We start from the raw sequence: 19,756 nt of genomic DNA, 5'->3' as shown, positions 1-19,756 counted from the left end.
GACAAACCGTCACGAAACTATGAAGAAAGATGGTGTAACATTTGAAAACTTTGTAAGAGACGCCGACGTGACCGGATAAATGGTGCGACAGAAGCAAGCTCGGGGCGTCACTCAAATCAACAACGAATAATTCGACGCACGGGGGCTTCACATGTCTACGATCACGTCTTCGGTCAATAGCGCGACCTCGAACGCGCAGAGCCAGGTTCAGCAAGCGGCGCAATCCATTATCAGCGGTTCGACCGGCAACTCGTCGATGGACGTGGCGTCGCTGGTCTCGGTGCTCGTGAACGCCAAGACGGCGGGCCAGGCGGCGGCGCTGCAAGCAAGGCAAACCAGCGACAACACCACCTTATCCGCCTACGGCGCGCTGACTTCGGCGTTGTCCGCGGTGCAGGCGGCGCTCAAGAATCTGTCGGACGGAACGACGTTGTCCACCTTCGCGGCTACCGCGAGCGCCAAGGGCCTCGACCCGAAAGCAGGTCCGGGCGCGGTGGCCGGCAGCTATACGATCGATGTCACGCAGATGGCTTCGTCGCAAAGCCTGTCTTCGGCGGCGTTCGGTGCGGCCACGCAGCTCGGCACCGGCACGCTCACCATCTCGGTCGGCGGCAAGTCGATGGATGTCGCGATCGACAGCACCAACAACACCTTGAGCGGGATTGCCGGCGCGATCAATAAAGCGGGCAACAATCCCGGCGTCACGGCAACGATCGTGACCGGCACCGGCGGCGCGCACCTCGTGTTGCGTTCGGCTAACACCGGCTCGGCCAACACGATCAACGTGGCCACCAGCAACGTGCAGAACGATGCGGGCCTGTCGAGCCTCGGCGTGACGTCGACGCCCGGGGCGAACGGCGCGCCGTCCACGATCGTTTCGTCGGATGCCGGCCGAGCGTGGCGGCAGAGTGAAGCCGCGCAAGACGCGTTGGTCACCATCGGCGGGATCGCGGCGCGCAGCGCCAACAACGCCGTCACCGATGCGATTTCCGGCGTCACGCTGAATCTGTCGAGCGCGTCGGTCAACAACCCGCAGACGCTGACCATCGCGCCGGACACCACCGCGCAGAACACGGCCATCACGAATTTCGTCAATCTGTACAACACCGTTGTCACCACGATCGGCAAGCTGTCCTCGTACGACAAATCGTCGAAGACGGGCGGCGCGCTGCTGGGCGACTCGACGTTGTTGACGGTGAAGAACGCGCTGGCTTCGATCGTCAGCGGCGGGGTTGGCCAGGGCAGTTCGGTGGTGACTCTCGGCCATATCGGCATCGCCCTCAAAGGCGATCCGGCGGACGGTACGCTAGTCGTGGACAATGCGAAACTGACTACCGCGCTCAACACAAGCTCTGCGCAGGTTGCCGCGTTGTTCAATTCGACCAATGGTATTGGCGCCAAATTGAACAAGAGCATTACCGAGTTCACGCGCACGGGCGGCATTATCGACACGCGCAACTCTGCGCTGAATGCCGACCTGAAGAGCGTCACCGCGCAGCAAAGCAAGTTGCGCGACTACGCCACGCAATTGACGAAGCAGTACCAGAGCCAGTTCACTGCACTGAATACGTTGATGGCGACCATGAACAACAACTCGGCGTATCTGACGGCGTTGTTCGGCGGCTCGAAGAGCGCGGGCGCGCTGGCGACCAACAAGTAGGTTTGAAGGGCGGGGCGGCGGCCGTTCGCGGGCGGTACGCCGCGGGTCGAGGCGGGCCGTGCCGCCCGCTGGCTCGTGCGGGACCTTGTGCGGCAGCTAGTGCGGCAACCGCACATCAAGCCTGAACGTCACCAGCCTCGCAAGCAGGATAAAGGCGGTGGCGATCAGCACGCTATACACCGTGTCGAAGTCGAAGTAATCCATCAGCACATACAGCCAGCAGCCGACGAACGCGCAGGTCGCATACGGCCGCGAGTCACGCAGAATCAGCGGCACCTCGTTGCACAGCACGTCACGAATCACGCCGCCGAAAACCCCCGTCAGCACGCCCATCAGCACCGAGGTGAACCACGGCATTTGCGCGTCGTGCGCGATCGATGTGCCGGCGATGCTGAAGAGCCCAAGGCCGATCGCATCCGCGACCAGCAGAACCCGTTCGGAAAGCAGACGCGAGGTCATTTTCAACAGCATCGGCGCGAACAGCGACATCACGAAGATCGCGATCAGATAGCCCTGATGCTCGACCCAGTAAAACGGCCGCCGCTCCAGCAGCACGTCGCGCAACGTGCCGCCGCCGAAGGCCGTGGCGATCGCCACGAGAAACGTGCCCACGGTATCGAGCCGGCGGGTTCTGGCTTCGATGAAACCGGAAATGGCGTATGCAAAAATCGCCAGCGCCTCCATGAGGGTCAGCGCGAGGGTCAGCCTCGGATGGATCACCGCGGCTCCGTCAGGTTCTGGCGTGAGCCGGCAACGCGCCCGGCTGCAGCAGCACGACCACCGCGCCGGCGCCGCCGTCATGCGGGCGCGCCTGGCAGAACGCGATGACCTCGGACTTCTGCACGAGCCACGCGCGTACTTTGCCTTTCAACACCGGCTCCTTGCCAATGGATCCCAGACCCTTGCCGTGGATCACGCGCAAACACCGCAAGCCGCGCTTCACCGATTCGCGGATGAACTCCGCCAGCGCCTCGCGCGCTTCCTCGCGCCGCATGCCGTGCAGGTCGATTTGCGCCTGCACGATCCAGTCGCCGCGCCGCAGCTTGCGCACGACTTCCTGGCTCACGCCGGGACGGCAGTAGGACAGCGTCTCGTCGGTGTCGAGCAGGACTTCGGGATCGTACTCGTCCGAGATCGCTTCGTGCAGCACGGCTTCTTCGTCGAGTCTGGTTTGCACCGGCAGCGGTGGCGGCGGATTGCGCGGCAGCGTGGCGCGCGGCGGCACGGCTAGCGGCGCGACCGCCCCAATCTCGCGGCGAAACAGATCGGCGTCCGCCGATGCTTCGCGCTGCGCGGCCGCGGCGGCCGCCTTTTCACGCTCGCGCCGTTGCGTGTCGACTTTGAGCGCATCGCGCAATGCGCCGAGGCCGGCGAGACCGGCGGCCGGGTCCACCTTCGGCTTGACGGCGGGCGCAGCCGGTTCGGGCGCGGGCCGCGCGGCGGCTCGCGCGCGCTTCGGTTCGCTCGGATGGGGCTGATTCTTCGGCATAGGGGTAAGACACGCAGAAAAGTGGACCGGTCGCGCGACGTTTGCTTGCGACCGGAATGCAAAAAGGCCGCCGGCTTGTCAGCCGCGGCCTTTCTTCTGACAGGCGGCCGGGCTAAGCCCGACCGTTATTTTACCGTTGCGCCAATCTTCCTGACCGGCTCGCTCGCCGGCGCGGCTGATTAACGCTCGGCTTCCTGGCTCATGGCGTGCTCGCCGACCATCTCGTCGATGGTTTCCAGATAGCGCTGCGCGTCGAGCGCGGCCATACAGCCCGTGCCCGCGCTGGTGATCGCCTGACGGTAGACGTGGTCCTGCACGTCGCCCGCCGCGAACACGCCCGGCACGCTGGTGGCGGTCGCAAAACCATTCAGGCCGCCCTTGGTGATGATGTAGCCGTTCTTCATCTCCAACTGGCCCGCGAAAATATCCGTGTTCGGCTTGTGGCCGATCGCGACGAACAGGCCCTGCAGCGCGATGTCTTCGGTGGCACCCGTTTTTGTGTTCTTGATACGCAGACCGGTCACGCCGGACTGGTCGCCGGTCACTTCTTCGAGCGTGCTGTCCCACTTGATCTCGACCAGGCCTTCCTTTTCCTTCGCCAGCAGACGGTCGATCAGGATCGGCTCGGCGCGGAACTTGTCGCGGCGGTGGATCACCGTCACCTTCTTCGCGATGCCCGACAGGTAGAGGGCTTCCTCGACCGCGGTATTGCCGCCGCCGATCACGGCCACATGTTGTTGCTTGTAGAAGAAACCGTCGCAGGTGGCGCAGGCCGACACGCCCTTGCCCATGAACGCTTCTTCCGACGGCAGCCCGAGGTACTGCGCCGAGGCGCCGGTCGAGATGATCAGCGAGTCGCAGGTGTATTCGCCCGAATCGCCGATCAGGCGGATCGGCTTCTCATCCAGCTTGGCCGTATGGATGTGGTCGAAAATGATTTCGGTGTTGAAGCGCTCGGCGTGCTCCAGAAAGCGTGCCATCAGTTCCGGGCCTTGCACGCCGTTGGCGTCGGCAGGCCAGTTTTCGACGTCGGTCGTGGTCATGAGCTGGCCGCCTTGAGCGAGGCCCGTGACGAGCACCGGCGCGAGGTTCGCGCGCGCCGCGTAGACCGCAGCCGTATAGCCGGCGGGACCGGAACCGAGAATCAGAACCTTGGCGTGTTTCGTGGAAGTTGCGGGCATGATCGAATCCTTTTACGGCGCCCGGCTCGCCCATGCGAGGCCGCGCGACTTGAGCTGAAACTATAGTTGGGTATCAGTCCGGCATTATAAAGGGCGAGGCGCCGGCCCGCTCCATGAAGCTTTCCGATCGCACCGATAGCGTCGCCTCGCACCCCGCAGCGCCTTTCTGTGGCCAAACGGCCAAGTTACCGTCATTTACAGCCTCGCGCGGGACACTGCGTTTACAATAGGCCGGATCGAAGTTCCCGGAAGCCGGGATCGGGCCCGAAGCCCCGCTGGTCGAGGTTCGGCCGCGGTTCAGGCAACAACCCAGGCCGGGAATCGGGCACACACGCAACAGGATCAATGGCAAAAGCTCCCTATTCCGCGAGCGCGCAGGCATTGCCGCACCGCATGTCGCGCCTTTTCACCGAAATCCGCTGGATCCTGCAGGTGGCGCTCGGCGTCTTCCTGCTCATGGCGCTCGTCAGCTATAGCCGGCGCGATCCGAGCTGGACCCATGCCGCGCAGGTCGACCATATCGCCAACTGGGCGGGCCGCGTCGGCGCGTGGACGTCGGACATCCTGCTGCTGCTGTTCGGCCTGTCCGCCTACTGGTGGATCGTGCTGCTCGGCCGCCATATCTCCGCGAACTACAAGCGCATCACCCGTCACGAGGAAGAGCAGGAAGACGTGCCGCGCGAGAGCTGGCTTGCCGACGCGTTCGCTTTCATGCTCGTGCTGCTGGCGTGCGACGGCATCGAGGCGTTGCGCATGTGGTCGCTCAAAGTGCAGTTGCCGCGCGCGCCGGGTGGCGTGATCGGCGAGGCCGTTGCGCGCGGCGTGTCGCATGCGCTGGGTTTCACGGGCGGCACGCTGGCGCTCTTGATCGTGCTCGGCATCGGCCTGTCGCTGTATTTCCGTTTTTCGTGGCTGTCGGTGTCGGAGAAGGTCGGCGAATCGATCATTTCCGCGGTGACCTTCGCCAAGCTGCGCCGCGAGGCCGGCCGCGACCGCAAGTTGGGCGAAGCGGCCGCCGTCAAGCGCGAAGGTAAGGTCGAGAAGGGCCGCGTGCGGATCGAGGAACACGAGCCGGTCATGATCGTGCCGCCGGTCGTCACGCCGGCCAAGTCGGAGCGCGTCGAGAAGGAGCGGCAAGTGCCGCTCTTCACGGACCTGCCGGGCGATTCCACCTTGCCGCCCATTTCGCTGCTCGATGCCGCGCCCGCCGCGCAGGAAACCATTTCCGCGGATACGCTGGAATTCACGTCCCGTCTGATCGAGAAGAAGCTGAAGGACTTCGGCGTCGAAGTCAGCGTGGTCGCGGCGTATCCGGGCCCGGTGGTCACGCGCTATGAAATCGAGCCGGCCACGGGCGTGAAGGGCAGCCAGATCGTCGGTCTCGCCAAAGACCTCGCGCGCTCGCTGTCGCTCGTATCGATCCGTGTGGTCGAAACGATTCCGGGCAAGAATTTCATGGCGCTGGAGTTGCCGAACCAGCGTCGGCAGACCGTGAGTCTCTCGGAGATTCTCGGCTCGGCGGTGTATGCGGATGCCGCGTCGCCGCTGACCATGGGCCTCGGTAAAGACATCGGCGGCAAGCCGGTGTGCGCCGACCTCGCGAAGATGCCGCACTTGCTGGTGGCCGGTACCACGGGCTCGGGCAAGTCGGTGGGGATCAACGCGATGATCCTGTCGCTCCTCTACAAAGCGAGCGCCGATCAGGTCCGCATGATCCTGATCGATCCGAAGATGCTGGAAATGAGCGTGTACGAAGGCATTCCGCATCTGCTGTGTCCGGTGGTGACGGATATGCGGCAGGCCGGTCACGCGCTGAACTGGGCGGTCGCCGAAATGGAACGCCGCTACAAGCTCATGAGCAAGCTCGGCGTGCGTAACCTCGCCGGCTACAACAACAAAATCGACGAAGCCGCCAAGCGCGAAGAAAAGCTGCCGAATCCGTTCAGCCTCACGCCGGACGATCCGGAACCGCTCACGCGCCTGCCGAACATCGTCGTGGTGATCGACGAACTGGCCGACCTGATGATGGTGGTCGGCAAGAAGGTCGAAGAGCTGATCGCGCGGATCGCGCAGAAGGCGCGCGCGGCCGGCATTCACCTGATTCTGGCGACGCAGCGTCCGTCGGTGGATGTGATCACTGGTCTCATCAAGGCCAACGTGCCGACGCGGATGGCGTTTCAGGTGTCCTCGAAGATCGACTCGCGCACGATTCTCGACCAGCAGGGCGCGGAATCGCTGCTCGGCATGGGCGACATGCTGTATCTGCCGCCTGGCAGCGGCTTGCCGGTGCGCGTGCACGGCGCGTTCGTGTCGGACGAGGAAGTGCATCGCGTCGTCGACAAACTCAAGGAGCAGGGCGAGCCGAACTATATCGAAGGCATTCTCGAAGGCGGCGTGACGGGCGAGGGCGACGAAGGCTCGGCGGGCGCCGGGGGAACCGGATCGGGCGACGGCGAGTCGGACCCGTTATACGACCAGGCAGTCGACGTCGTGCTGAAGAACCGCCGCGCGTCGATCTCGCTGGTGCAGCGGCATTTGCGCATCGGCTATAACCGCGCGGCGCGCCTGCTCGAGCAGATGGAGAATTCGGGCGTGGTCTCGGCCATGTCATCGAACGGCAATCGCGAGATTCTGGCGCCGGCGCGGGAAGCGGAATAAGCCGACGGGCAGCGAGATCGCAGCGAGGCGGCGAATATTCTCGCCCCGGCGCGGCAGCGCGGATTGACCGACGGCAGCGAGTTCGCAACGAAGTGGCGAATGCACTGTCGGCGGCGAGACGCGGACGCCTCGTTAGCGTCGCCACAAGGAAAGCAAGCCACGCGTCGCGGCGTTGAGGCGTCGCTACCACTGCGAAGGCTCGTTTGGCGAGCCATGCTTTGCGTCTGTGAAGGGCCGGTCGCTACCCTAAGGCTCGTTTAAGGCGGGGTGGCTAAGCTGCCCCTACACGCTTGGGTACGGCGAATGGGACGCAGCCTCGCTGGCATCGCGGCAGCTCCTCGCCAATGGTCGCGCAGGCATCGCCCAATGCGCAAGCAAGCGGTCACGACCGCTCAACGAATTCAATCAAGGGAGAAAACTATATGCAGCTATTCGCGCAGCAGCACGCTCGAGAGAAGGCTCAATCCGGCCGTTTCGGCCAACTCGCGCGGACCCTCGCGCGTGGCGTGGGCAGTGTGGCGATCGGCGCATCGGTGCTGTTCGCATCGCAGGCATTCGCGAGCGGCACCGAGCAGCTGAAAGCGTTCGTCGCGCAAGTGCATTCGGCGCGTGGCACCTTCGTGCAGCAGGAAGTGCGGGCGCCAAGCAAGGCGCAGCAGGGCGCGAGCGGCACGCTGTCCACCACGGGCACCGGCAAGACCGGCACGTCGAGCGGCACCTTCACCTTCGCACGTCCCGGCAAGTTCATCTGGCAATACGAGAAGCCCTATGCCCAACTGCTGCAGGCGGACGGCGACAAGCTCTACGTGTACGACAAGGATCTGAATCAGGTGACAGTGCGTAGTCTCGGCGGCGCGCTCGGCGCGAGCCCGGCGGCGATCCTGTTCGGCAGCAACGATCTCGACAAGAACTTCACGCTGCGTGACGCGGGTGTGAAGGCCGGCATCGACTGGCTCGAACTGACGCCGAAGGCGAAAGACACGCAGTTTCAGCGCGTGGGCATCGGCTTCAAGGACGGCAATCTCGAAGCGATGGAATTGCACGACGTGTTCGGCAACGTCACGCTGCTGACCTTCTCGAACATTCAGAAGAACCCGCCGTTGCCGGCCGACGCGTTCAAGTTCACGGTGCCCAAGGGCGCGGACGTGATCAACGGCTAAACCGCCTGCGGGTGGCATGTGACAGGCAGAAAGCCGCGCTCCGTGCGCGGCTTTTTTCATGGCAGGCGCTAGTGTTGCCGCTACTCATCCACCTGCAAAACCTGCACGGGATGCGCGGCCTTCATATCGTCGATAAACGCTTCGACAATATCCGTGCGATGCTGCCGCGCGCGCGTGACCATATGAAACGCCACGCGGTAGCGCATCTGCGCCGGATTCAGCGCTGCGAGCAGCCCTTGTTTGACGAACGGCGCTGCGAAATGCCCCGGCAGATAGCCGAGGTGATGCCCGGAGAGCACCAGCATCGCGACCGCTTCCATGTTGTCGGCGACGGCGGTGACATTCTGCGGCGTGGTCGAGCTTTCGGCTTCGGGCAGCGGATAACTGCGCCACGCCCACTCGTGCTGTGCAGCCTCGGCGGGCGGCACCTCGCCCGCTTGCGCGAACAGCGGATGCCCTTTCGCGCAATAAGCGAACTGATCTTCCGCGAACACCTCGGTATATTCGAGCGACGGTACGCGGTGCCAGAAATAGCCGATGCCAATCTGAATCCGCCCATTGAGCAGCAGTTCTTCGAGTTCACCCGGCGAGCGCACCAGAATCGAAAACCGCACCGACTGATCGCGCGCCCGGAACCGTCCGATCGCGTCGCTGATGCGCGCGCTCGCCGACACCGGCGTGTGGCCGATCATGCCGATGTCGAGCGTGCCGACCAGCTTGCGGCCCACGTTGCGCGCCTGCATGCCGAAGGTGTCCACGGCCGACAGCAGCGCGCGGGCGGCCTCGATGAACTGCTCGCCGCGCGCGGTCAGGCTGAAGCCGCCGCGGCCGCGCTCGCACAGCCGGTAGCCGAGGCGCGTTTCCAGTGTGGCAAGCTGCGTGCTGATGGTCGACTGGCCGACGTTGAGGGTCGCCTGGGCCGGCGACACGCCGCCTGCGTCGACAATGGCAAGAAATACGCGGATCAGCCGCAGGTCGAGATCGGTGAGTTGGGAGAACATGGGTCGTCAGGATACATCGCCGGGAATCAATGTGAAGTTTATTCTGTTGCTATTTTAACTTCTGGGAAACTGCTCAAGAATCGAGATTCGCCCGGCAAGGTGCGGTTCAGATGCTTCTCCTCGGCCGGTCTGCAAGATTTTGCTTGCTGCCCTTTTTCATTGCCGAGACACGATGAATACCTCTTCCTTCATTAATCCCGAAGCCGGTGAACGGCCGCAGCCGCTGTCCGGCAACGCGATGCCCCGCTGCGGCGGCATTGCGACGATGATGCGGCTGCCGAACGTCGGCTCGGCCGAAGGGTTCGACGCCTGCTTCGTCGGCGTGCCGTTCGATCTCGGCACCTCGAACCGCACCGGCGCGCGCTTCGGGCCGCGCCAGATTCGCAGCGAGTCCGTGCTGCTGCGCCCCTACAACATGGCGACGCGCGCCGCGCCGTTCGATTCGCTGCGCGTGGCCGATCTCGGCGACGTGGCGATCAATCCGTACAACCTGCACGATTCGATCGCGCGCATCGAAACCGCGTACGACGAAATTCTTCAGCACGATTGCAAACCGATCACGCTGGGCGGCGATCACACCATCGCGTTGCCGATCCTACGCGCGATTCATCGCAAGCACGGCAAGGTCGGCCTGATTCACGTGGATGCGCACGCCGACGTCAACGATACGATGATGGGCGAGAAGATCGCGCACGGCACGCCGTTCCGCCGCGCGGTGGAAGAGGGCTTGCTCGATTGCGATCGGGTCGTGCAGATCGGTTTGCGCGGCACGGGATACGCGGCGGAAGACTTCGACTGGTGCCGCGATCAGGGCTTCGAAGTCGTGCAGGCCGAAGCCTGCTGGAACCAGTCGCTCGTGCCGCTGATGGCGCGTGTGCGCGAGCGCATGGGCGACGGCCCGGTATACATCACGTTCGACATCGACGGGATCGATCCGGCTTTTGCGCCTGGCACGGGCACGCCGGAAATCGCCGGTCTGACGGTGCCGCAGGCGCTTGAAATCATTCGCGGCTCGCGTGGACTGAATATCGTCGGTTGCGATCTGGTCGAGGTCGCGCCGCCGTACGATCCGTTCGGCACGACCGCGCTGCTCGGCGCGAATCTCGCGTTCGAATTGCTGTGCGTGTTGCCGGGCGTCGAGTATCGGGCTTCCACGCGTTGAAGTAATCTCGCAACGTCTCGCAATGAAAAAAGGCCTGCAAATGCAGGCCTTTTTGCGTTTCTGAACGACTGCCGCGACTACCGCGACGGCCGTGCCTCAAGACTCACGCATACGCCGTCTTGCGCGCCGACACGAACGCCAGATAGCACACCGCGCCGATCACCAGCGCCGGCAAGGTCGCGCCGAGATTCGGCAGCCACTGGTTGATCGCCTGAAATGCGGCGATGCCGATGGCCCACGCGAGAAACGCGCTCAAATGCCAGCCGCCCGAGAAGCCGTAACGGCCGCGCACGTCGGCGAGCGCGGCCACTTCGATACGGCGCTTGCGCAAGATGAAGTGATCCACCAGCACCACGCCGAACAGCGGCGCGAACACCGAGCCGATCAGCAGCAGGAAGTTCTGATACTTCGCCATCGGCACGGCCAGGGCGATCAGCGTGCATAGCGCGCCGAACGCCGCCGACAGAATGGGCACGCTGCCGCGCGTCCAGAACGTGCCCGTCGACACCGCGGCGGAGTGAATGTCGGCGAACGCGTTGTCGACTTCGTCGATCAGGATCAGCAGCAGCGCGAGACCGCCGCCGGCTTGCGCCAGGGCGCCCGTCAGCAATGCGTCGCCGCCGCCCGCCGCGAGGCCGTAGATCGCGCCGAGCGCGTAAAACCAGATGTTGGCGATGCCGTAGCCGAGCAGCGTCCCGCGGAACGTTTCACCGGGACGACGGCCGAAGCGCGTGTAGTCGGCGATCAGCGGCAGCCACGACAGCGGCATGGCCACCACCAGATCGATGGCGCCGCCGAACGACATCTCGCCCGTGCCAGGGCGGCGCATCAGCGCGGCCAGATCGTGTGTGGCGAGCAGATTCCACGTGAGCCACGCCGCGCCCGCGAGCAGCAGCCAGATGCCCCACGTGCGCAGAAAGCGCCGCACGAACGAGAGCGGGCCGCTGATCGCCAGCAGCGTCGCGAGCAAGCCGAAGATCACGGTCCAGATGAGCGGCATGGAGAGGCCGAAGGCCTGCTTGGCGAGGGCGTCGGCGGAATCGCGCATGACGATCACTTCGAACGAGCCCCAGCCGACCAGTTGCACCGCGTTCAGCACGGCGGGCACCGACGCGCCGCGTACGCCGAGCGTTGGGCGCAGCGACGACATCGCCGCGAGCCCCGTATCCGTGCCGATCACGCCGGCCAGCGCCAGTAGCACCACGCCGATCACGCTGCCGATCACGATCGCCAGCAACGCGTGCGGCAACGACAGCCCCGGCACCAGCAGCGCACCCGCTTGCGCGACCAGCAGGCCGATGCCGAGCGAAAACCAGAGCGCGAACGCGTCGCCGGTGCGGAACGCGCGGCGCGCATCGGGCACCGGCGTGAGCGGCGCGTAGGTGGAACCGGCGTCGCCGGCGATTGGATCTTGTGCCATCTGGTCTTGTCCCTGTTGGTGTTGCTTGCCGACTTGCCTGCGAAGTTGCGTCGGCGGTTGCGTTTGCTGTTATGTCCGCGGTGGGGCTTCGCTTGCGTGTCCGGTTGCGCTGTGCTGTTGCTCGGTCCGCTCGCGCCGTCCTCTTGTGTCGTCCGTCCGCGCTATCCATTTCCGGATTTTTGCACGGCCTGCGCCACCCGAGTCGTCCCGGCGCGTCGCGCGGCCTCTTCGTCCGGGCGCCGTCACTGTCATAATGCAGGACGTTGCCCGCACTTTCGCGTGCTGGCGTGGCTCACCGGCAGTACGCCGCCTTCACACGGACCGCGTCCGGAAAAGCCGAGATTATCCCCAAAACGTCATGTTTGAAGAAACCCGTGCCAATGTTCCGCTCGCCGAACGCCTGCGGCCCCGCAATATCGACGAAGTGATCGGCCAGAAGCACCTGCTCGGCCCGAACAAGCCGCTGCGCGTCGCATTCGAATCAGGCGAAGCCCATTCGATGATCCTCTGGGGCCCGCCCGGCGTCGGTAAAACCACGCTCGCCCGGCTCATGGCCGATGCCTTTCACGCTGAGTTCATCGCGCTGTCCGCGGTGCTCTCGGGCGTGAAGGATATCCGCGAGGCGGTCGAGACCGCGCAGATTCATCGCGCGAACGGGCATCAGACGCTCGTGTTCGTCGACGAAGTGCATCGCTTCAACAAGAGCCAGCAAGACGCTTTCTTGCCGCACGTCGAATCGGGGCTGTTCGTGTTCGTCGGCGCGACGACCGAGAATCCGTCGTTCGAAGTGAATAGCGCATTGCTCTCGCGTGCTGCCGTTTACGTGTTGAAAAGCCTGACAGACGAAGAGCAGCGCGAATTGCTCGAGCGCGCGCAAAAGGAACTCGGCGGCCTCACCTTCACCGACGAAGCCCGCGACGCGCTGATCGGTTCTGCCGATGGCGATGGCCGCAAGCTGCTGAACAACCTCGAAATCGTCGCCCGGGCGGCTTCGCAGCAGAAAACCACCGAGATCGACGGCGCCTTGCTCGGCAGCGCGCTCGCCGAAAATCTGCGCCGCTTCGACAAAGGCGGCGACGCATTCTACGACCAGATCAGCGCGCTGCATAAATCCGTGCGCGGCAGCAGTCCGGACGGCGCGCTGTACTGGTTCTGCCGCATGCTCGACGGCGGCGCGGACCCGCGTTATCTGGCGCGCCGCATCGTGCGCATGGCGTGGGAGGATATCGGTCTCGCCGATCCGCGCGCCGCGCGCATCGCGCTCGACGCCGCCGAGACCTACGAACGCCTCGGCACGCCCGAAGGCGAACTGGCCCTGGCGCAGGCCATCATCTATCTGGCGGTCGCGCCGAAGTCGAATGCCGGGTACAACGCCTATAACGAGGCGCGCCGCTTCGTCGGCAAGGATCAGTCGCGCGGCGTGCCGGTGCATCTGCGCAACGCGCCGACCAAGCTGATGAAGGAACTCGGCTACGGTCACGAGTACCGCTACGCGCATGATGAACCCGATGCGTACGCGGCCGGCGAGACCTATCTGCCGGACAACATGCGCGATCCGCATTGGTACGAGCCGACGCCGCGCGGTCTGGAGGGCAAGATCGGCGACAAGATGGCACGTCTGGCCGAACTCGACGCGCAGTGGCGCACTGAAAACAAGCCGAAGAAGGGGTGAGGGTTGGCGGCCGCATCCGCACGCTGACCATCTAACGCACCGGCCGCGCGCGCCGGTGCGCTAAAATCCCTCCTTCATACAACGAACACCCGCCCCATCCCATGCTCGACATCCAGCTGCTGCGCAAAGACCTCGACGGCGTCGCCAAGCGCCTCGCCGACCGCGGCTATACCCTCGACGTGGCGGCCTTCACCGCGCTCGAAGCGGAACGCCGCGACACCCAAACCCGTACCGAAGAAATGCAGGCGCGCCGCAACAGCCTGTCCAAGCAGATCGGCGCGATGAAAGGCAAGGGCGAGGACACCTCGGCGCTGATGGCCGAAGTGGGCGGCATCGGCGACGAGATGAAGGCGTCGGCGGCCAGGCTCGACGATATCCAGAAGCGTCTGTCGGACCTGCTGCTCGGCGTGCCGAACCTGCCGCACGAAAGCGTGCCGATGGGCAAGGACGAAACCGAAAACGTGGAAGTGCGCCGCTGGGGCACGCCGCGCCAGTTCGAATTCGAGGTGAAGGATCACGTCGATGTCGGCACGCCGCTCGGGCTCGACTTCGAGACCGGTGCAAAGCTCTCGGGCGCGCGCTTCACCCTGCTGCGCGGCCAGATCGCGCGGCTGCATCGTGCGCTGGCCCAGTTCATGATCGACACGCACACGCAGCACCACGGCTATACGGAGGTCTACACGCCGTATATCGTGAATCCGGAAATTCTGTACGGCACCGGCCAACTGCCCAAATTCGCCGACGATATGTTCCGCGTCGAGAAGGGCGGTGAGGAGAACACGGTCACGCAATATCTGATTTCCACATCGGAAATTTCGCTGACGAACACGGTGCGCGACAGCATTCTCGAAGCGGACGCGCTGCCGATCAAGCTGACCGCGCATTCACCGTGCTTCCGCTCGGAAGCGGGCTCGTACGGCCGCGACACGCGTGGTCTGATCCGCCAGCATCAGTTCGACAAGGTCGAGATGGTGCAGATCGTCGCGCCGGAAGCGTCGTACGACGCGCTGGAACAGATGGTCGGCCACGCCGAGACGATTTTGCAGAAGCTGGAACTGCCGTACCGCGTCATCACGTTGTGCACGGGCGACATGGGCTTTTCGGCCGCCAAGACATACGACCTGGAAGTGTGGGTGCCGGCGCAGAACACGTATCGCGAAATTTCGAGCTGCTCGAACACGGAGTCGTTCCAGGCTCGCCGCATGCAGGCGCGTTATCGCAATGCGCAGGGCAAGCCGGAACTGGTGCATACGCTGAACGGTTCAGGTCTGGCCGTGGGCCGTACGCTCGTGGCGGTGCTGGAAAACTTCCAGAACGCGGATGGTTCGGTTACCGTGCCGGCGGCATTGCGGCCGTACCTCGGCGGTGTGGAACGGTTGGAATTGCCGGCTGCCTGATTCGAGCGCGGCTGGCCGCCAAGTCCCATTGAAAAATTTTTGACGAGGGGCTTGGAAAAGCAATTCAGCTGTTCTATAATCTTTCTCTCCCAAGCAACGACCCGCTTGGATCTGACGAAGCAGCGACCTCGGCAACGTGGCTACTGCAAGTTGGAAGACCCGGAAAGGTGGCAGAGTGGTCGAATGCGCTGGACTCGAAATCCAGTGTACCTTTAGGGGTACCGTGAGTTCGAATCTCACCCTTTCCGCCAAGAACATGTCTTAAGCAGTCTCATAAAATCCCGGAAAGCCAAGCTAGACAAGGCTTTCCGGCGAATCTGAAGTCTCAGTAGGTCTCACAAAATCTTGTAAAATCGCACAAAATTCCGGGTACTTTTTGAGGCGATTTCACGACCATGCCTGAGAGCCTTCTTCGCGATCTGCAATGCCGCGCCGCCAAGCCACGCGCGAGCGCGTACCGCCATCAACGATGGCGGCGGCCTCGCGCTGCACGTGAAGTCCACCGGACTGAAGTACTGGCAATTCCGTTATACGAAACCAGACGGCCGCGAAGGGCTGATCCAGATCGGCCCGTATCCACGTTGTTGATTTGCGCGGAATCCTGACCCACCCTACGCAGTAATTTGCATCGAATATTGACCCACGTAGAACACTGACCTGCTCGGCAACGGGCAGGGGAAACGGAGTGATCGACGTGGCTATATTGAGCATCATCCGACGCTGGCACTTTCGCGATCATGTCTCGTTGCGCGAGATTGCCAAACGGCTTGGCGTGTCCAGAAACACGGTCAGGCGCTACATACGGGCCGGCACCGTCCTGCCCGCCTATCCCGAACGTCACAGCCCCAGCAAGCTCGACGGGTTTGCTGCGAAGCTCGCAGGCTGGCTCAAGACCGAGGCGACCCGGCCGCGCAAACAGCGAAGAACCCTCAAGCAGATTCACGCGGATCTCTGTGCGCTGGGCTTCACCGGCTCCTATGATCGCGTCGCGGCGTTTGCCCGACGCTGGCGACAGGAACAGCACGAGCAGGCAAAGACAACCGGACGCGGGACCTTCGTTCCGCTCCGGTTTGCGGCCGGGGAAGCGTTCCAGTTCGACTGGAGCGAGGACTGGGCCGTCATCAACGGCGAGCGTACCAAGCTGCAGGTCGCGCAACTCAAGCTCAGCCACAGCCGCGCCTTCTTCCTGCGGGCCTATCTGCTGCAGACCCACGAGATGCTGTTCGACGCGCACCATCATGCGTTCGTTGCGTGGGGCGGCATTCCACGCCGCGGTATTTACGAATGAAAGGGACTTCCCCGTCCCGAATTAGCCGCCCATTGCGGGCAACGGCATGAAGGTGCCACGATGGGGTTCTCACGCTCCATCAACTCACTCGAAGGGGAAGTCCATGGCAATCGTAACGCTCGGAATTGATCTGGCCAAGAATGTATTCGCGCTGCACGGCGTCGGGCCGACAGGCAAGCCCGAATTGGTACGCCCTGAGGTCCGCCGTAGCAAGTTGCTCGAACTCGTGGCCTCCCTACCGCCTTGCCTAATCGGAATGGAGACCTGCTCGGGCGCACATCACTGGGCGCGGGAGTTCGAGAAGCTCGGCCATACAGTTCGTCTGATGGCGCCAAAGTTCGTCTCGCCATACCGCATGGCAGGTAAGCGTGGAAAGAATGATGCTAATGACGCAGCTGCAATCTGTGAGGCAGTCACCAGACCGAACATGAGGTTTGTGCCGATCAAGACGATCGATCAGCAAGCAGATCTATTTATCCACCGGGCACGCCAGGGATACATTGAAGAGCGTACAGCGCTGATCAACAGGATTCGTGGACTACTGAGCGAACTCGGCATCGCGCTTCCACTCAAGGCGAGTGCTATGCGGCGGGAGGCGCTGGCGGTATTGGAGGATTTGCCCGGCTGGTGCAACACGGCAATCGGAGACATGCTTAACCACCTTGGTCGTCTGGATGAGCGCATTAGCGAGTACGACAAGTATCTCGCACAATTAGCTAAACAGAATGACAGAGCATGTCGATTAATGAAGCTCGCTGGCGTCGGGCCGACAACTGCAACAGCCATAGTAGCGAGTGTCGGTAACGGGCATGACTTCAAGAATTCGCGACAGTTCTGTGCCTGGTTAGGACTGACCCCGGGGCAGCACAGTTCTGGGGGCAAAGCCAGACTCGGAAGTATCACCAAGACTGGCGACAGCTACCTTCGAACGTTGCTCGTCATGGGCGCGAGATCGCTGCTCATGAAGGCGAGAGCCCATTCAGATCCAGTCAGTCGTTGGGCTCTGCAATTGAAGCAGCGGCGAGGATTCGGTCGCGCAGTCGTTGCAATTGCAGCCAAGAACGCGCGAATGTGTTGGGCCGTGCTACACCTGGGCGACGCGTTCAAGGTCCCGGTTTAGTTGGTACTCCGGGTTTAGGGTTCGGTTAGTCATGACGTCGTTTGTACGGTAGTAAAGCCAGCATGGCGTGACATGCAGTTGTCGATGAGTAAAAGAGGTTGGACCTGCGCTGAGGAATGCTCGCTCATGTTGTTGGGCGTAACAGGCACCGCTGTAGCCTGAATCCCCGTTGTATGACTGGAGCCTTTAGCGCGCGTCTTTCATCAGGGACCGCTGCCGTTTGTGGCAGCAGAAATGTCCGTTTGTAGACACGCCGTCCACATACCTCAAGCTCATCACGAACGTGCTGACGGATGAACGCAATCGATAATCTCAAGATACCTGTCGGCAACGATCAGGTCCGGCAAATTGTTGCTTGCAAAACGGGAAAGTCCTTGTAGACAACATGAAGACTGCCGTTGACAGGGTGCGCCCCGGAAAGGTGCGCGAGGTCAACGCGCGGTTCAGCGCGATGGTAAGCCACTACCTGTTTGACGCCGAGTTCTGCAACGTCGCCTCCGGCTGGGAGAAGGGGCAGATCGAGAAGAACGTCCAGGACAGCCGTCACCGGCTCTGGCAGAAGGTGCCGACATTCGGTTCACTCGCCGCGCTCAACGACTGGCTGGCCGATCAGTGCGTGCTGCTGTGGCAGCAGACACGTCACCCGGAACAGGACACGACGATATGGGATGCATGGTCGGCCGAGCGGCCACACCTGATGCCGGTGGGCCAGCCGTTCGATGGTTTCGTTGAACACACCAAACGCGTCTCGCCGACATGCCTCGTGAACTTCGAGCGCAACCGCTACAGCGTGCCGGCGTCGTTCGCCAACCGGCCCATCAGTCTGCGCGTCTACGCGGCCAGACTCGTGTTCGTCGCCGAAGGCCAGGTGATTGCCGAGCACGAGCGCTGCATCAACCGCAGCCATGACCACGGCGAAACCATTTACGACTGGCGTCACTACCTGGCAGTCCTGCAGCGCAAACCCGGGGCGCTTCGCAACGGAGCGCCCTTCGCCGAGTTTCCAGCCGGCTTCCGCAAGCTGCAGGGCGTGCTGCTGAAGCGCCCCGGCGGCGACCGGGAGATGGTCGAGATTCTGGCGCTGGTCCTGCTGCACGACGAACAGATGGTGCTCACTGCAGTCGAGCTGGCGTTCGAGGCCGGCGCACCGAACAAGCAGACGGTGCTGAACATCCTGAGCCGGCTGCTCGACAGCCCGCCTGTGCCGCCGCTGCAGACGCCGCAGGCCTTCGCACTAACGGTTGAGCCACAGGCTAACGTGGGCCGCTACGACCGCCTGAGGAATCGGGAGGACGATCATGCAGCCTGACGTCATGATGCAGATGCTCAAGTCACTCAAGCTGCACGGTATGGCTCAGGCGTTAGGCGAACTCGCCGCGCAAGACTCGCCGGCCTACAAGTCAGCTTCGCTGGTGCTTGCCGGGTTGCTCAAGGCGGAAATCGCAGAGCGCGAAGTGCGTTCACTCGCGTACCAGATGAAGGCGGCACGCTTCCCGGCGTATCGCGACATCGGTGGCTTCGACTTCAGCTGCAGCGACGCCAACGAAGCGCTGGTGCGGCAACTGTACGAGTGCGAGTTCATCGACTCGGCACACAACATCGTTCTGGTGGGCGGACCTGGAACTGGAAAGACCCATCTGGCCACCGCGATCGGCGTGCAGGCTCTCGAACACCATCGCCGCCGCGTGCGCTTCTTCTCCACCATCGAACTGGTCAATGCGCTCGAACAGGAGAAGCTCGTGGGCAAGCCCGGACAGCTCGCCACGCGACTCATGTATGCCGATCTTGTGGTTCTCGACGAACTCGGCTATCTGCCATTCAGCCAGACCGGCGGTGCGCTGCTGTTCCACCTGCTCAGCAAGCTCTACGAACGAACCAGCATCATCATCACCACCAATCTGAGCTTCGCCGAATGGGCCAGTGTGTTTGGTGACGCAAAGATGACGACGGCGCTGCTCGACCGGCTCACGCACCACTGCCACATTGTAGAAACAGGCAACGATAGCTATCGTTTCAGAAACAGCACGACGCAACCAAAGAAGGAGAGAAAGAAGACCCAGATACCCACCGAATAACCCGCAAGCTGGTCCAACGGGTGGGTCAGAATTCAATGCAAATCGTGGGTCAGGATTCCGCGCAAATCAACAACGAGTGCTAAAGCGGGTCTTCGGGATAGTGCTTGGCTACAAACAGCAAAGCTTCTCTGTGTTCACTCGTGAGTCTGTGTCGTTCCGGGTCAGCGCTATATGAGGCGAGTCGCTGATGCCGGTCGAGCCAGAGTAACGCATTGTGAATGTTAGGGGGCAGAGGCGCTATCGAGTCAATCACGGCAACAAGTGATTCGTCGGTTCTGGGGTGATAGATGGCTGGTTCCCACGACTCCGAACGGCCCGTCGTTCGGTCGAAGGTGAAACAAACCTGCGTCGTGACTGTTCGCGCCGCAATGGACTTGTCAGTGACATCCGTCACCAAGCATATAAGGCTAGGCCCTTGGTTCGAGGCCCATTGAGTGAAGTGTGCATGGAAGATATCACCGACTAGCAGCTTG

General features: G+C 63.0%; 14 protein-coding genes, 1 tRNA gene and 2 pseudogenes. 12 read left to right on the top strand and 5 right to left on the bottom strand.

Annotated features, from left to right (window positions below):
• Nucleotides 1-151 precede the first annotated feature (151 nt).
• Nucleotides 152-1,660, top strand: a complete 1,509-nt coding sequence (fliD, locus tag P0D71_RS10540; protein ID WP_408479900.1) for a flagellar filament capping protein FliD — start codon at nt 152-154, stop codon at nt 1,658-1,660.
• 96 nt (nt 1,661-1,756) lie between these two features.
• On the opposite strand, the gene P0D71_RS10535 is transcribed toward fliD, so the two are convergent.
• The 3 genes from P0D71_RS10535 to trxB form a co-directional block, all read right to left on the bottom strand.
• Complete coding sequence (locus P0D71_RS10535; RefSeq protein WP_091800716.1) at nt 1,757-2,377, bottom strand: trimeric intracellular cation channel family protein; 621 nt, start codon at nt 2,375-2,377, stop codon at nt 1,757-1,759.
• Nucleotides 2,378-2,390: 13 nt separating this feature from the next.
• Nucleotides 2,391-3,149 carry a Smr/MutS family protein gene (locus P0D71_RS10530; RefSeq protein ID WP_408299326.1) on the bottom strand — a complete coding sequence of 253 codons (759 nt, stop codon included), beginning with the start codon at nt 3,147-3,149 and terminating at the stop codon, nt 2,391-2,393.
• A 179-nt stretch (nt 3,150-3,328) separates the two neighbouring features.
• The gene (trxB, locus tag P0D71_RS10525; protein WP_091796355.1) at nt 3,329-4,330 is read right to left on the bottom strand and encodes a thioredoxin-disulfide reductase; all 1,002 of its coding nucleotides are present in this window, start codon (nt 4,328-4,330) and stop codon (nt 3,329-3,331) included.
• Between the two features lie 345 nt (nt 4,331-4,675).
• On the opposite strand from trxB, the gene P0D71_RS10520 reads away from it, so the two are divergent.
• Together P0D71_RS10520 and lolA are read left to right on the top strand one after the other, a co-directional pair.
• Nucleotides 4,676-6,988 (top strand): DNA translocase FtsK, encoded by a 2,313-nt coding sequence (locus P0D71_RS10520; RefSeq protein ID WP_091796353.1) that lies wholly within the window; start codon nt 4,676-4,678, stop codon nt 6,986-6,988.
• Between the two features lie 422 nt (nt 6,989-7,410).
• Nucleotides 7,411-8,148, top strand: a complete 738-nt coding sequence (gene lolA / locus P0D71_RS10515; RefSeq protein WP_091800713.1) for an outer membrane lipoprotein chaperone LolA — start codon at nt 7,411-7,413, stop codon at nt 8,146-8,148.
• Nucleotides 8,149-8,228: 80 nt separating this feature from the next.
• Here the strand turns inward: lolA and P0D71_RS10510 are convergent, their stop codons facing one another.
• Nucleotides 8,229-9,149 carry a LysR family transcriptional regulator gene (locus P0D71_RS10510; protein WP_408187202.1) on the bottom strand — a complete coding sequence of 307 codons (921 nt, stop codon included), beginning with the start codon at nt 9,147-9,149 and terminating at the stop codon, nt 8,229-8,231.
• Nucleotides 9,150-9,321: 172 nt separating this feature from the next.
• On the opposite strand from P0D71_RS10510, the gene speB reads away from it, so the two are divergent.
• Nucleotides 9,322-10,311, top strand: coding sequence for an agmatinase (gene speB / locus P0D71_RS10505; protein ID WP_091796349.1), 990 nt, complete (start codon nt 9,322-9,324; stop codon nt 10,309-10,311).
• Between the two features lie 103 nt (nt 10,312-10,414).
• On the opposite strand, the gene cytX is transcribed toward speB, so the two are convergent.
• A complete protein-coding gene (gene cytX, locus P0D71_RS10500) occupies nt 10,415-11,731 on the bottom strand; it encodes a putative hydroxymethylpyrimidine transporter CytX (RefSeq protein WP_408479897.1) in 1,317 nt (438 codons plus the stop codon).
• Nucleotides 11,732-12,089: 358 nt separating this feature from the next.
• Between cytX and P0D71_RS10495 the strand changes: the two genes are divergently transcribed.
• From P0D71_RS10495 to istB, 8 genes and pseudogenes are all read left to right on the top strand, one after another.
• Nucleotides 12,090-13,403, top strand: a complete 1,314-nt coding sequence (locus P0D71_RS10495) for a replication-associated recombination protein A (protein WP_408479895.1) — start codon at nt 12,090-12,092, stop codon at nt 13,401-13,403.
• 101 nt (nt 13,404-13,504) lie between these two features.
• Nucleotides 13,505-14,800 (top strand): serine--tRNA ligase, encoded by a 1,296-nt coding sequence (gene serS, locus P0D71_RS10490; RefSeq protein WP_408187204.1) that lies wholly within the window; start codon nt 13,505-13,507, stop codon nt 14,798-14,800.
• Between the two features lie 161 nt (nt 14,801-14,961).
• Nucleotides 14,962-15,051, top strand: a tRNA-Ser gene (locus P0D71_RS10485).
• Between the two features lie 241 nt (nt 15,052-15,292).
• Nucleotides 15,293-15,388 carry a hypothetical protein gene (locus P0D71_RS10480; protein ID WP_408479893.1) on the top strand — a complete coding sequence of 32 codons (96 nt, stop codon included), beginning with the start codon at nt 15,293-15,295 and terminating at the stop codon, nt 15,386-15,388.
• A 97-nt stretch (nt 15,389-15,485) separates the two neighbouring features.
• Nucleotides 15,486-16,085: pseudogene (gene istA / locus P0D71_RS10475) on the top strand (IS21 family transposase); the annotation flags it as partial.
• A 106-nt stretch (nt 16,086-16,191) separates the two neighbouring features.
• The gene (locus P0D71_RS10470; protein WP_408479891.1) at nt 16,192-17,208 is read left to right on the top strand and encodes an IS110 family RNA-guided transposase; all 1,017 of its coding nucleotides are present in this window, start codon (nt 16,192-16,194) and stop codon (nt 17,206-17,208) included.
• 373 nt (nt 17,209-17,581) lie between these two features.
• Nucleotides 17,582-18,517: pseudogene (locus P0D71_RS10465) on the top strand (Mu transposase domain-containing protein); the annotation flags it as partial.
• Nucleotides 18,507-19,283, top strand: a complete 777-nt coding sequence (gene istB, locus P0D71_RS10460; RefSeq protein WP_175766748.1) for an IS21-like element helper ATPase IstB — start codon at nt 18,507-18,509, stop codon at nt 19,281-19,283. The pseudogene P0D71_RS10465 and the gene istB, both read left to right, overlap by 11 nt.
• Nucleotides 19,284-19,756 lie beyond the last annotated feature (473 nt).

This window comes from Paraburkholderia sp. RL17-383-BIF-A, from assembly GCF_046028015.1.
In the GTDB taxonomy this organism is placed as follows: Bacteria; Pseudomonadota; Gammaproteobacteria; order Burkholderiales; family Burkholderiaceae; genus Paraburkholderia.
This window is presented reverse-complemented; position numbering and strand designations above follow the sequence as displayed.

What these genes read in the sequence shown, in the direction of transcription:
- fliD (WP_408479900.1), top strand. Translation starts at nt 152, where the DNA reads ATGTCTACGATCACGTCTTCGGTCAATAGCGCGACCTCGAACGCGCAG.
- P0D71_RS10530 (WP_408299326.1), bottom strand. Translation starts at nt 3,149, where the DNA reads ATGCCGAAGAATCAGCCCCATCCGAGCGAACCGAAGCGCGCGCGAGCC.
- trxB (WP_091796355.1), bottom strand. Translation starts at nt 4,330, where the DNA reads ATGCCCGCAACTTCCACGAAACACGCCAAGGTTCTGATTCTCGGTTCC.
- P0D71_RS10520 (WP_091796353.1), top strand. Translation starts at nt 4,676, where the DNA reads ATGGCAAAAGCTCCCTATTCCGCGAGCGCGCAGGCATTGCCGCACCGC.
- lolA (WP_091800713.1), top strand. Translation starts at nt 7,411, where the DNA reads ATGCAGCTATTCGCGCAGCAGCACGCTCGAGAGAAGGCTCAATCCGGC.
- P0D71_RS10510 (WP_408187202.1), bottom strand. Translation starts at nt 9,149, where the DNA reads ATGTTCTCCCAACTCACCGATCTCGACCTGCGGCTGATCCGCGTATTT.
- speB (WP_091796349.1), top strand. Translation starts at nt 9,322, where the DNA reads ATGAATACCTCTTCCTTCATTAATCCCGAAGCCGGTGAACGGCCGCAG.
- cytX (WP_408479897.1), bottom strand. Translation starts at nt 11,731, where the DNA reads ATGGCACAAGATCCAATCGCCGGCGACGCCGGTTCCACCTACGCGCCG.
- P0D71_RS10495 (WP_408479895.1), top strand. Translation starts at nt 12,090, where the DNA reads ATGTTTGAAGAAACCCGTGCCAATGTTCCGCTCGCCGAACGCCTGCGG.
- serS (WP_408187204.1), top strand. Translation starts at nt 13,505, where the DNA reads ATGCTCGACATCCAGCTGCTGCGCAAAGACCTCGACGGCGTCGCCAAG.
- P0D71_RS10470 (WP_408479891.1), top strand. Translation starts at nt 16,192, where the DNA reads ATGGCAATCGTAACGCTCGGAATTGATCTGGCCAAGAATGTATTCGCG.
- istB (WP_175766748.1), top strand. Translation starts at nt 18,507, where the DNA reads ATGCAGCCTGACGTCATGATGCAGATGCTCAAGTCACTCAAGCTGCAC.